The 13,202-nt window shown below is 38.4% G+C and carries 11 protein-coding genes; 7 read left to right on the top strand and 4 right to left on the bottom strand.

Annotated elements, in window-relative coordinates; all coding sequences use genetic code 11:
• Position 1: 1 nt before the first annotated feature.
• A complete protein-coding gene (pepF, locus tag HMPREF0072_RS01970) occupies positions 2-1,801 on the bottom strand; it encodes an oligoendopeptidase F (protein ID WP_004827117.1) in 1,800 nt (599 codons plus the stop codon).
• A gap of 530 nt (positions 1,802-2,331) precedes the next feature.
• Between pepF and HMPREF0072_RS01965 the strand changes: the two genes are divergently transcribed.
• The 4 genes from HMPREF0072_RS01965 (at position 2,332) to HMPREF0072_RS01950 (ending at position 5,543) form a co-directional block, all read left to right on the top strand.
• Positions 2,332-3,564, top strand: coding sequence for an aminopeptidase (locus HMPREF0072_RS01965; protein WP_004827115.1), 1,233 nt, complete (start codon positions 2,332-2,334; stop codon positions 3,562-3,564).
• Between the two features lie 144 nt (positions 3,565-3,708).
• Positions 3,709-4,086, top strand: coding sequence for a GntR family transcriptional regulator (locus HMPREF0072_RS01960; RefSeq protein WP_004827114.1), 378 nt, complete (start codon positions 3,709-3,711; stop codon positions 4,084-4,086).
• Positions 4,079-4,945 carry an ABC transporter ATP-binding protein gene (locus tag HMPREF0072_RS01955; protein ID WP_004827111.1) on the top strand — a complete coding sequence of 289 codons (867 nt, stop codon included), beginning with the start codon at positions 4,079-4,081 and terminating at the stop codon, positions 4,943-4,945. The genes HMPREF0072_RS01960 and HMPREF0072_RS01955 overlap by 8 nt, the downstream gene beginning before the upstream one ends.
• Complete coding sequence (locus HMPREF0072_RS01950) at positions 4,926-5,543, top strand: ABC-2 transporter permease (RefSeq protein WP_004827109.1); 618 nt, start codon at positions 4,926-4,928, stop codon at positions 5,541-5,543. Before HMPREF0072_RS01955 ends, HMPREF0072_RS01950 begins: the two co-directional genes overlap by 20 nt.
• A 36-nt stretch (positions 5,544-5,579) precedes the next feature.
• Here the strand turns inward: HMPREF0072_RS01950 and HMPREF0072_RS01945 are convergent, their stop codons facing one another.
• Entirely contained in the window at positions 5,580-6,005 is a 426-nt protein-coding gene (locus HMPREF0072_RS01945; protein ID WP_004827108.1) for a DUF3021 domain-containing protein, read from the bottom strand.
• A 9-nt stretch (positions 6,006-6,014) separates the two neighbouring features.
• A complete protein-coding gene (locus tag HMPREF0072_RS01940) occupies positions 6,015-6,455 on the bottom strand; it encodes a LytTR family DNA-binding domain-containing protein (RefSeq protein WP_004827106.1) in 441 nt (146 codons plus the stop codon).
• Between the two features lie 228 nt (positions 6,456-6,683).
• On the opposite strand from HMPREF0072_RS01940, the gene HMPREF0072_RS01935 reads away from it, so the two are divergent.
• Positions 6,684-8,210 (top strand): AbgT family transporter, encoded by a 1,527-nt coding sequence (locus tag HMPREF0072_RS01935; RefSeq protein WP_004827105.1) that lies wholly within the window; start codon positions 6,684-6,686, stop codon positions 8,208-8,210.
• Positions 8,211-9,289: 1,079 nt separating this feature from the next.
• Here the strand turns inward: HMPREF0072_RS01935 and HMPREF0072_RS01925 are convergent.
• The gene (locus HMPREF0072_RS01925) at positions 9,290-10,993 is read right to left on the bottom strand and encodes a DUF2207 family protein (RefSeq protein WP_004827099.1); all 1,704 of its coding nucleotides are present in this window, start codon (positions 10,991-10,993) and stop codon (positions 9,290-9,292) included.
• Between the two features lie 137 nt (positions 10,994-11,130).
• On the opposite strand from HMPREF0072_RS01925, the gene HMPREF0072_RS01920 reads away from it, so the two are divergent.
• Complete coding sequence (locus HMPREF0072_RS01920; RefSeq protein ID WP_004827096.1) at positions 11,131-12,477, top strand: TrkH family potassium uptake protein; 1,347 nt, start codon at positions 11,131-11,133, stop codon at positions 12,475-12,477.
• A gap of 9 nt (positions 12,478-12,486) precedes the next feature.
• Positions 12,487-13,146, top strand: coding sequence for a potassium channel family protein (locus HMPREF0072_RS01915; protein WP_004827095.1), 660 nt, complete (start codon positions 12,487-12,489; stop codon positions 13,144-13,146).
• Positions 13,147-13,202 lie beyond the last annotated feature (56 nt).

Raw genomic sequence — 13,202 nt, 5'->3', positions numbered from 1 at the left:
ATTATTTATACATATTTAGTTTTTTCAAAAGTTCATCTATTTGATCAACAATTTGGCCGATGAAGGCTATTGCGTCTTCTATTGGTTTTGTACTTGTCATGTCTACGCCAGCTGCTTTTGCTAAGTCTATTGGGCCCATGGATCCGCCTAGTTTTAGGACTTCTAGCCACTGTTTTCTGTCTTCTTCTGTGCCGTGGACTATTTTTTCTGAGATGGCTGTACCTATTGTAAGACCTGCTTGGTAGGTGAAGGAATATAGTCCCATGTAGTAGTGTGGTTGTCTCATCCAGGTGAGTTCTGCTCCTTCATTTAAGATTACAGCGTCGCCCCAGAATTTTTCTAGTTTTTCTTTGAAGATTTGATTAAAATCTGCTGCTGAGAGGCTTTCGCCTTTTTCGACTCTTCTATAGACTTCTCTTTGGAAGGCTGCTTCGAGGTAGTGGGTTACAAAGTTGTGGTAGTAGGTTTTGCCAATCATTGTTGATAGGACCCAAAGTTTTTCCCTGTCATCTTTGGCTTTTTTCAATAGATATCTTTCCATGGTGATTTCGTTGGCTGTTGATGGAGCTTCGACGAAGTACATGGACATATCGCATGAGAGGGCGTTTTGGTTAGCGTTTGACAAGATGCCTTGGCCGGCGTGGCCTAGTTCGTGGGCAAGGGTCATGACTTGGCTCATGGAATGGTTGTAGGTTGTCATGATGAATGGGTGGGATGGGTAAGGTGAGGAGCAGAAGGCGCCTGTTCTCTTACCAATATTTTGTGAATAGTCTATCCACCTGTCAGCAAAGGCTTGTTTCATGTAGCCGATATAGTTTTCTCCGAGTGGAGATAGGCCGTCAACTATATAGTCTCTTGCTTCTTCTATGGAAACTTGTGGTTCATAGTCTGGGTCAATGGAAAGTTTTAAATCAGCGTAGGTCATTTCGTCTAGGCCGTAGTGGTTTCTGATGATGGTCGCATATTTTCTCATAATTGGGGCAAGTTTTTCCATAATTATGTCAATATGGTTTTCGTAAATATCAAAATCTACGTCTTGGCGAGCTAGTAAATAGTGAAATACTGAGTCATAGCCACGTAAATCTGCCATTATCTTTTCGTTTTGGATAAGGTTGTTATAAACAGAAGCATCTGCATTTTGGTAAGCTCCTAAAACCTTGTGGTAGTCAGCAAAGGCTTTTCTTCTTAGTTCTGTGTCAGTTTCACCTTCTAGAAATTCTTCGAAAGTGTTGTGGTTAAGGACAACTTCCTTGCCATTGTGGTTGATATTTTCAAATTTCATATCTCCATATCTCATGTCATTGTAGTTGGTATATGGAGCGTCAAAGGTAGGTGCAAGGGCAGCTAGGGCTGCTTCGGTCTTTTCATCTAGTAAATATTTTGCCTTGTCTTTTACTCTTTGGAGGTAGTAGGCATAACCAGGGTGGTTTTTGATAACTTCATCTAGAATCTTGCTGTCAACTTTGACAAGGGCAGATTCGTAGAAAGAAAGATTTGCAAAAATCTTTGCAGCCTCGCTACCAAACTTAGCATCTCTTTTAGCCATGGCATCGTCTGTGGCATCTGTTTCCTTAGAAATACCTGAAAAAGTACCAAGGCCATCAGTTAAAGAAATTATATCTGAATAGGCTTCAAGAGAATTATAAACATCCTCGCTTGTCTCAAGTTTAGCATATTTTTCTTTAAAATCAGAAGCCATTCCGGCTAATTTTTCAATATCAGCATAAAAAGCTTCATCAGAAGCGTAAAGGTCTTCAATGGCCCAAGTTTCTTTTGGGTCAACATCACATCTTTTTTTCATTTTTTCCTCCTTAATGGTAATAAAATTTTTGTTAGCAAAAATTTATGGTCTACACAATATATCAAGCAACGAAAGTTGCAAAGATAGATTGGTGTAGAACCTTATGTAATTTTTTAGAATCGATACGACGAAAAGGAGCATTGATTCTAAAAAGATTACTTTCCTTACAAAATTCACTTAGTGAATTTTGAATAAAATTTTCACTAAAACATCAGCCCTCCCTGCAATCTGATTTCATCAAATCGGGATAGGGCTTCAGTTTGCAAAGTTTTTACGGTTTTCAAAATTTCTCGAGGTGCAAAGCACCGCAGTAGAAATTTATGAAAAACCTCATGTAATTTTTTGCTGGTGACGCGACGAATTTTATCTCGAGCTTAGTCGAGAGAAGGAGCGCTATTAGCAAAAAGATTACATTTCTTAAAATTTTACTTTTAACTACTAACTATTATATCACTTTGTATGTTTAGTAAAAGACTATTAGCCTAAAATTAAGAGTATAATGTAATAAATGCTTTACATTGGGAGGAAATATGCAAAAAAGAATAGAAAATTTTGCCAGACTTGCTGTTGAGTTTGGTGTTAATGTTAGAGAGGGCGAAGATGTTTTGATTTCTTCTCCTGTTGAGTCACCAGAATTAGCTCGACTTATGACTAAGGCAGCTTATGAGAAGGGGGCCAGGAAGGTTTCTATAAATTGGGTTGATGATACTCTTACTAGACTATCTTATGAATATGAGAGCCAGGATACTTTAAATGAAGTGCCTGACTGGCTTGTGGAGAAATCTCGCTACCAAATCGCTGAGAAGAGGTCAAATAGGATTTCTATTGTTTCTGAAGACCCAGATCTACTTAAGGGACTTGATGAGACAAAGATTTCTGAGGCTGTTAAGGCTCGCTCCCTAAAGCTAAAGGACTTTGTAAAATATACTATGAATGATATTGTGTCTTGGCTTGTAATTTCAGTTCCATCTGTAAAATGGGCAGAAAAAGTATTTCCAGACCTTAAGGGCGAGGAAGCTTGCCAAAGGCTTTGGGAAGTTATCCTTGATGTTTGTAGGGTTTCTGATTCTTGGGAAGAAACTAAGAAAAATTGGGAGGACCACCTTAAGACCCTCGATGATAAGGCAGAATTTTTAAATAGCCACCAATTTGAATATGTTCATTACAAATCAGCTAATGGTACAGATTTAAAGGTGAAATTACCTAAAAATCACATTTGGATGTCTGCTGGATCTAAAAACGCAAAGGGCGACAGGTTTATTCCAAATATGCCAACTGAGGAAGTCTTCACAGCTCCTCAATACGATGGTGTTGACGGTAAGCTTGTGGCTACAAAACCTCTTGTTTACAACGGTGTAGTTATAAACCACTTTGAATTTACCTTCAAGGATGGGGTGGTAATTGATTTTGATGCCAAGGAAGGCAAGGACACCCTAAAGAAGATGTTAGAGTCTGACGAGGGCTCAAAAAATCTTGGCGAAATTGCTCTTGTTCCTTATGATAGCCCAATTTCAAATTCAAATATTTTATTTTACAATACCCTTTTTGACGAAAATGCCTCCTGCCACTTTGCTTTGGGCAAGGCATATCCAACCTGCGTTGAAGGTGGGGCCGACCTTGACGATAGCGAAGTTAAGTCTATAGGCATAAATGATTCTCTAATCCACGAAGACTTCATGGTTGGCGATAAGGACTTAGAAATAATCGGCTACAAAAATGAAAAAGCCTATCCAATATTTAAGGACGGAAATTGGGCGTTTTAAAATAAGATTGATCATAAAAGATAAATATATAAGATGCCCCTTTTGCTTATTTTAAAGTAAAAGGGGTATTTTTAATTATCAGTTTATAAAAAAGTCTTGACAAATTATAACTGTTAATATACACTATATACAGATGGAGGATATATGGACATAAAAATAAATTACTCGAGTAAAGATCCGATATATTTACAAATCAAAAATCAAATTAGGGATGCAATCTTAGATGACAAACTTGATATAGACAAGCCTCTGCCTTCCATAAGGCTCCTTGCTAAGGAGCTTAGGGTGAGCGTGATTACAACCAAGAGGGCCTATGACGAACTAGAAAAGGACGGATTAATCAATTCTGTTCCGGGCAAGGGCAATTTTATCAAAAGCCAGGACCCTCAAATGGTCAAGGAAAAACTCATGGTGAAAATCGAAGACCATATCAGGGAAGTCATCAAGCTTTGCAAGTTGGGCGATATTTCCAAGGAAGAGATCCTCGCCCTAGTTGATGTATTGGAGGAAAGTGATGACTGATGCGATAAAAATAAAAAATCTAGTGAAATCTTTCGGCAATTTTAGGCTGGGCCCTGTCGATTTAGGGATCAAAAAGGGAACTATAACAGGTTTTATTGGCGAAAATGGGGCAGGAAAATCTACCACCATCAAGCTTATTTTGGATGTAATTGGCAGAGACGGTGGGGCAATAGAAATTTTTGGCAAGGACATAAAAGACTTGTCTGTTGACGATAAGTATGAAATCGGTTTTGTCTTTGATGACTTATTTTTGCCGGGGTCTATGAAGGCCTGTGAAATCGAGAAAATGCACTCATTGCTTTATAAGGACCATTGGGAAAAAGGAACTTTTTATGAATTTGTAGAAAAATTTGCTCTTCCAACTAATATTCCTATAAAGACTTTCTCGAGAGGAATGAAAATGAAATTGGGCCTTGCCCTCGCTATGAGCCATGGGGCAGAAATCCTAATCTTAGATGAGCCTACAAGTGGTCTTGATCCAGTTGTGAGGGATGATTTTCTGGATATCCTCCTAGATTTTATCCAAGATGAGGACCACACAGTTTTGATTTCTTCCCATATTTTGTCAGACCTAGAAAAAATTGCCGACTACATTGCCTTTATCCACAAGGGCGAGCTAATTTTTAACGAAGAAAAAGACGGCCTAAGTGAAAAATATGGCCTTGTTTCCTTGGGAGATGAAGAATTTGAAAGCCTAGATAAATCTGCCCTTGTAGGTGTGAGAAAGCACCAATTTGGTAGGGAATGTTTGGTAAGAAGAGAAAAAATGCCAGCAGGTTTAGAAATGCAAAAACCATCTATAGAAGACATTATGGTCTATATGATAAAGGAGGCCTACAATGAAAGCCTTGATATATAAGGATTTAACAACAACAAAATCATCAATTGGGCTGATGACAGTAATCATGGTTGCCATTGCCTTTATTTTTAATAAGGAAGGTCAACTGTCACTTTTTCCTTTGACCTTTATCTTGCTTCCAACCATACTTTTGGGAATCCTATTTGGAGTTGACGCAGAAAGCCACATTGATAAGTATTTGATTTCAACAGGGATTGGCAAGGAAAAAATCGTCGGATCAAGGTATTCCTTTGTTTGGATTCTTTCCATCTTTGCCTTTATCATAAGCCTAATTGTTGGCTACAGAGTAAAAATGCCCCTCGCCCTTTACTGTGCAAGCGTCCTTTTTTTCTCAAACTTCATAGCCCTAGTCCAACTACCCCTCATGTATAAGTTTGGAGAAGAAAAGTCCAGGATGATTTTCGTCCTATTTTATTTTATAATCTTTGGAAGCTTTTCATATTTTGGGGCAAACAAAGAGAAACTTTTAGACTTGATAAATTTTGGTGTGAGTTTGAATAAAAATATCTTGGCCCTAGGCCTTCTAATTCTAACAATTTTATTAAGTTTTATTTCCTTTAAAATTTCAGCTGGAATCTATAAGGCCAAGGAATTTTAAAAAAATGGTCCCGGATTTGGGACCATTTTTACCTGCTTATAATTTTTTATTGATTTGGCCTATCATATTTTTTTCGTAAATATAACAAGCGAAAGAGATTAATAAATAAACTCCAACAAAGAGGATGATTGAAATTACTAGGCTTAAATTATATTCAAACCACCTTAGGTAAAGGCCTGCACAGATAAAATAGATAATCATTGCACAAAAGTGGATGGAATGACTTAAATAGGTTGCCCTATTCTTGTTTTTAAAAATATTCGCCATTAGGACTGAAACAATGCCAAAGCCACCATAGACCAAGCATTGAATGATTTTTGCATAACCAGGTGCTTGGCTTGCCACAAATCCAGAAACCCCAACTATATTTTCCTTAATTATCATAGATAAAACTGCCTCGATTAAGGCGCCTATACCTACACCTACCAAAAATCCACCTAATAAATCTTTAAAATTTTTCATTACTCCTCCTTATAGGCCCAAGGCCCTCCTAAATTCTTTTAAATTTCGCCTAGAAACGTAGGCTACATCACCATTTGTAAGCTCGACTGCTATTGTTCCTGTAAAGGAAAGGTCGAGTTTTTTCACAAAGTCAAGATTTACAATATCTGAACGAGATATCCTTATAAATTTTTTCTTATCAAGCCTCTTATCCAATTCAGAAACAGTAAGTCTTGATGAAAAAGTTCCGTTCTTTGTTTTTATAAAAACACTCTTATCTTGGGCAAAAATTCTTATAATTTCTTCGTGAGAGAGGATAAAAACCTCCTTATCACGAAAGGCCACAAGCTTGTCAATTAACCTGTCAGCCAGCAAATCCTTTATGGTTTCGATTTCTTTTGAATATTCCTTGGCAAATATTTTCACCTGGGTTTCGTCGATTGTTCCATCAATTATTATGTCAACTTTCATCCCTACCTCCTGATTTTATTATAAAGCCTAGATCCAACTAATGCATTCATTTTCGGATAAAAGGTCAAAATTCGGCGACAAACGGTCGGTAAAGAAAGGTTTTAGATAAGTTTTGAAATATTTTAGGTGAATTTGATTGAAAAAAATCGTATATTAGAAAGGTACTAATTTTTTAAGATAGTTTTTAAAACTTAGAATATATAAGAATTTAATAAAAAAGGAGGACTTATGTCTAAGAATAAAAAAACAGGTGGGATCCTGGCTAAGATTGAAAAAATCGGCAACGCCCTGCCCCATCCTGCTATAATTTTTGTAATAATGATTGCAATCCTCGCTGTGATTGCGCAAATATGTGTATCAGCTGGCCTTTCTGTATCCTACTATGATGCAAAAGCCGAAGCTGAAACTACTATAGAGGCTGTGAGCCTTTTAAACGCTGAAGGCATTCGTTATATGTTTTCATCCCTAGTTCCAAACTTCACATCCTTCGCACCTCTCGGTGTAGTTTTAGTTGCTATGCTTGGTGTAGGTGTGGCTGAAGATGCGGGATTTTTTGATGCTGGTCTAAAGAAGATGCTTTCAAATGTGCCACCAATGATCCTTACAGGAGCTGTTGTCTTTACAGGAATCGTATCAAATATAGCATCTGATGCGGGTTATGTTGTGGTAATACCTCTCGGGGCAATGATTTTCGCCTCAGCTGGCAAACATCCAATAGCAGGTCTGGCTGCAGCTTTTGCAGGTGTATCTGGTGGATTTTCTGCCAACCTAATTTTTGGGCCAACAGATGTCATGCTGGGTGGAATCACAAACGAGGCCCTAAGGGCAGCAAATATTTCCTATACAGTAGATGCTTCAGGCAACTGGTATTTCCTAATAGTTTCTACCTTTGTTTTAACTTTAGTAGCAAGCGTGGTTACAGAAAAAATTGTAATTCCAAACCTTGGAGAATATAAGGGAGCCTATGTCCACGAAGATAAACCCCTAACTGACCTAGAGAAAAAGGGACTTAGAAATGCCATAATAGGTTTTTTAGTCTTTGCTATAGTTATGGCGATTTTAATGGTACCAGAAAATGCTATCTTAAGGGAAGCAAATGCCCAAGGCAAGATGACCTTAGACGCCTTTTTGGGCAAGGGCTTAGTAGGAGCAATCTTATTTATGTTCCTAATTCCGGGCTATGTTTTCGGAAGGACAACAGGCAAATTTAAGGATTCAAAAGACCTAATAGGAGCCATGACCAAGTCAATGGAATCAATGAGCGGATTTTTGGTACTAGCATTTTTCGCGGCCCAATTCGTATCATTTTTCGCCTATACCAACCTCGGTACAATCCTATCTGTAAAGGGAGCTGAGTTTTTAGAATCGATAAAATTAACAGGAGTACCATTAGTAATCCTCTTTATCATCCTATCAGCCTTCATCAACCTCTTCATAGGATCAGCCTCAGCCAAATGGGCAATCATGGCACCAATCTTTGTGCCAATGTTTATGAACATGGGACTTTCCCCAGAACTAAGCCAAATGGCATACAGGATAGCCGACTCATCAACCAACATCATAAGCCCACTAATGAATTATTTTGCAATGATAGTAATCTTCATGCAAAAATACGACAAAGACAGGGGACTAGGAACCCTAATCTCAACCATGCTACCATACTCGATAGCATTCTTAATCTTCTGGACAATCTTATTAATAATTTGGATGCTAGTAAAAATCCCACTAGGTCCAGGAGCAATGCTATTTGTTTAGGGTCTATCCGAGATAATGGTAGTAAAAACTTTGTAGGCAAAGTTTTTGCGGTTTTCAAAATTTCTCAAGGTGCAAAGCACCGCAGTAGAAATTTATGAAAAACCTTATGTGATTTTTTATGAAAGACGCGATGAGTAAGAGCGTCTGTAATAAAAAGATTACTAGAATATCATCTTTTTTTCGTTAATCCGAGATTAACTGTATCTTAAAAATAATTAAGGTCATTTACATGACCCCTCCGTTCAAAGGGGAGGCCCAAGGGACCTTCCGCAGGGTCCCTCACACGCCTCCCCTTAAACCCCTCTCGGCTACACCCCCGAGCGGCTCCTTGTGCGGAGTGCGGATATAGAAGCTTGCCTTTTGGGCAAGCTTTTTTTAGTAGAGAGAACGTCATTGTATTAGTGGTCGTATATCCCCATAGATTTCTAATATACAAGCCCCTAAAAACTGATAACTCGGCTTCGCCTCAAACAATCAGTTTTCTTGACGGGGCTTTTTATTAGAAATCTTTGCCCGATAGATGGGAGAATTAGTTTCGAAGTTCCAGATTTTGCTGGGCTTGTTTGGCTTTGCCAAACTTTGCTAGATTAGCGTTTATTTTCAAACGAAGAAACCAAAAATCCAAAGGCCGAGTATTTTAAAATGCTAAGACTCCGTCAAGAGCCTGCCCTAGCGGCCGAGAGCGTTGCACTGAAAGCTTTTTTCGAATATAAAAAAACAATAAATACTGTGAACTAATTTCCAAATAAAAACACAAGTCAGACGAGATTGCAATTTTTAGGAGGCTTTGGATTTTAAAAAGTTTGGAAAATAATTTACTAAAACAAGGGCTCTGCTATACCAACACGTTTGCCGAAGACAAACTCCTTGTCCCACGAGAGTGGTCGCCCGGAGGGGGTAACGGAAGGGGTTTTAAAGGGGACCCGATGAGGGAACATCCTGCCCTAGCGGCCAAGAGCGACGAAACGTTCCCCAGGGGTCCCCTTTTTACGAAGATTCAATAGTAAATAAATTAATTATTTAAAAGATGGATTTAATCTCGGATTGATAGAGAATAAATAACTTATCTTGGATAAGATTTACCTTCCTCCTCCTCCACCTCCACCGAAGGATCCGCCACCTCCACCAACGGAAGTTTGGCCTCCAAATCCTGCGTTAGAAAATCCTGTGGCACTTGCATAGGATTGGTTGATGGATTTTGAGTAAGCCCCTGCATTGGTGAAGAAATATGGGTGGTAGATGAAGTATGGTTCCCCATTGTAGTTTTCATCTACAAAGTTTTTGAAATTCTCATCTACATTTAGAAGGATGGAATAGATTAAATAATTCTTCCAATTTTTTATCTCTTCTGGGGATTTTGTTCCCTCTTCGCCATAGTCTCTCAAATATGATTTAAAGCCTAAAATATTTTCATAAAGTTTAAGTCCCTTGTTTGTAATCCTTAGTTCCTTGCCAGTTCTCTTGGAAGATAGGAAGGTTTTTTCAAATTCGTAGTCTTCGATGTAGGCTTCAGCTTTTAGGGCCTTGATAGATTCATCTTCAAGTTTGTCGTAGATATTATCTAGGTCATCCTTCTTTGCTTTTAGATATTTCGAAAAGTCGGAGTCGGTGAGCATTCCGTCATTTTTCCTAAGGCTTGCCTTATAAAGCATATCAAATAAACTTGCCTCTATAGGGCCCATGTCTTCTGGTCTTGAGATGATTTTTATGGCTTGGGCTTGTAAAAATCTTGGCTCACTATCTCCAAGGTCGATATGGCCTTCCATGGCCCATTTTAGGATGAAGGCGTTCATGTAAGCTGCACCAAGGTCGCTACCTATGATAGGGATTTGTTTGATGAGGTAGGCTAGGTTTTCTATGTGACCTTCGTATGGAAGTCCCCTGTAATATTTATTTTTAAAATCTTTTGGAAGTGGGAGGTCGTCTGCATTTGCAAGAGCTTTTGGATCAAAGCTTAGTTTGATAGCTCTAATTATGGAAAATATTCCGGTTAGGCCAAGGGCAGTGGCTAGACCGATTAGGACTCTAGCCCAGATTGGCAAAGGAATTTTGTAAGCTCTTCCTTCATTTTCTTCCCATTTGGATCCCTTAACTGCTTGGTTGGCATAGTCTTCGAAATTTTTATTTTCCCTGTAGGAAGTGGCAAAAGTCCCCTTTGGGAATTTGACCATGACTGTTGTGTAGTTTATATCTCCGGTTGATTCTAGGATAATTTCCCCATTTTCCTCGTGGATGGCACCCTTAAGACCAAAGGCCCAAAATTTTATGTCTTTAAAAGGCTTGTAACCCTTGATTTTGACCTTGACTTTTTCTGGTTCAGGGTCAAAATTATCTCCGACAAAGGTATAAAACACCATATCAGCATCCTTTAATCCGATTGCTAGAGGATTTATTTTGTAGGATAGCTTGTAGGCGTTGTCAGCGTAGTTTGAAATCCCCCAACAAAGCTCGACCTCATCGTCGCCTCTCTTTATGATCCCCTTCTTGTAGGCCTTTTCTTCAAAAGAAAGGTCAGTATCCCAAGGTTCTATAGGTTCAAATTTTTTGCCAAAGGCAGTGAGGTTAAAGTCCTCAATTTTTAAGCCTTTGAGGTTGTTAATGGTTTTGTATCTTTCTGTATAATCTTCGTTGGTTTCGTCTATTTTCCAAGTTTCGTCTATGTGACCGACACCCTTTTCATCGATGCTTGCATCTATTGATATTTCTTTAAATTCATCTGCATGGGAAAAATTTGGAATAAAAATCCCCAAAATAATTGCCATTGTAATTAGTAATTTCTTCATAAATTCTCCTTTGAATAATATTATACTTTAAAATTTTGTTAAAAATTCTTCCTAAAGGTATTCATTAGCACTTAGCCTTTGACCTTAGGATTTAAGAGGGTAAGATTTTTCTACAGGTAATAATTATAGGAGTCATAATGAACAAAAGTTTTATCAATAAAATTTTCAATAAGATAAGCTTAAACCCACCTATGGTTTTGAGTTTGGGTTTTGCTATTCTTATTTCTATAGGTGGGATTTTGCTGTCCCTACCATTTTTTACAAAAAGCGGCGAAGCGACTGCCCTTGTTGATTCTATGTTTGTAGCAGCGAGCGCTTCTTGTGTAACAGGTCTTACACCAGTAAACACTCTCGAACACTGGAATACATACGGCCATGTCTTAATCATTACCCTAATCCAAATTGGAGGCTTGGGGGTAATGAGTTTGGCTTCTTTTATCCCCCTTATTTTGGGTAAGAAAATCGGGATGAAGTCCAGACAAGTTTTGAAAGAGCAGCTAAATGTTGATAGCCTTGAGGGCATGATTGTGCTTTTTAAATACGTTTTGGTTTTCACTTTCGCTACAGAAATCCTAGGCGCTATGGTTTTGTCTTTTAAATTTATCCCATTGTATGGGGTTGGCACGGGACTTTGGTACTCGATTTTCCACTCAATTTCAGCCTTTTGTAATGCAGGCTTTGATATTTTGGGTGATTCAATCTATCCTTTTAGGGATGATTTGTTAGTAAATTTCACCCTTTCTGCCCTTGTAATTGTGGGAGGTTTGGGTTTTGTAGTGACAAGTGAACTTTTTAGGAGGAGGTCATTTAAGAAAATGTCTACCCACTCTAAGCTTGTACTTTCTATCACAGCCTTCCTTTTGATTTTAGGTACCCTTATGTTCCTATTTTTGGAAAGTGAGGACGGGGTTCTCCAATATGAGAGCCTAAAGGGATCGATTTTAGAGTCCTTCTTCCAATCAGTTGTGGCAAGAACTGCGGGTTTTTATTCTGTAGACCTATCGCAAATTAAGGATTCTACAGCCCTTATGCTCATGGGATTGATGTTTGTTGGAGGTTCTCCTGGATCTACAGCAGGTGGAATTAAGACAACAACACTCGGTGTACTTTTCCTATCAACTCACGCAGTTGTAAGGGGCGAGAGCGAGCCGGTTGTCTTTGGTAGGCACATAGGCACAGAAATTGTGAGAAAGGCCTTAGCAATCTTTTTGGTTTCCATAGTGATTGTAATATCAGTAAGCTTTATGCTTACAATTACAGAAAGTGCGCCCCTTGTAGATATTTTATACGAAACTGTATCAGCTCTTGCGACAGTTGGAGCAAGTAAGGGAATAACCCCACATTTATCATGCTTAGGAAAAATTTTAATTACATTTTGTATGTATATTGGTAGGCTTGGACCAATGACCATGGCCTTCGCCTTTGGTATGAAGGCTAAGAAGAGCTTAATCAGGTATCCAGAAAGTTTAATAAGTATAGGTTAAGGAGAAAATATGAAAAATAAAAATGTATTAGTACTTGGTCTTGGCAGGTTTGGCTCAGCCCTTGCCAAAAAATTATTTGAAAAAGGCGTGGAAGTATTGGCTGTGGATAGGGACTATACTAAGGTACAAAGGGTAGCAGACCAAGTTACCTATGCAGCTCAGGCTGACATGACAGATGAAGAAGCCATGAGAGATTTGGGTATAAAAAATTTTGATATAGCAGTAATAGCGACAGGCTCCAACATCGAAGCTAGTATCGAAGCTACCTTGCTATGCAAGGATGCAGGCATAACTTCAGTTGTCGCCAAGGCTACAACCGTAACCCACGAGAGGATTTTAGAAAAAATTGGAGCTGATAAGATAATTTTCCCAGAACTTGATAGTGGGGAAAGACTTGCCAGGGTAATCGCTGGTTCAAACCTCCTTGAATTTATAGAGTTTTCCAAGGAATTTTCTCTTGCAGAAGTGAGAGTCCACAAGGCTTGGGTAGGCAAAAACCTATTGGAATTGGATTTTAGAAATAAATACAATCTAAATGTTGTTGCCTTTGAAAGAGGTGGTCAAACAATAATAAATCCGGGTCCACACACCGAAATTGAAAAGAACGATCTTATAGTTATTATTGGTAAGAAAGATGATGTAGAGAAAGTTTCTAACGAGGAAAAATAGGAAAACGTCAGGAAAATATAAAAATATTCAAAAAATGCAAAAGAATAATTTTCTGT

It is taken from the genome of Anaerococcus lactolyticus ATCC 51172, assembly GCF_000156575.1.
Taxonomy (GTDB): Bacteria; Bacillota; Clostridia; order Tissierellales; family Peptoniphilaceae; genus Anaerococcus; species Anaerococcus lactolyticus.
Note: the sequence above shows the minus strand (reverse complement) of the source record. Positions and strands in the feature narration are given on the sequence as shown.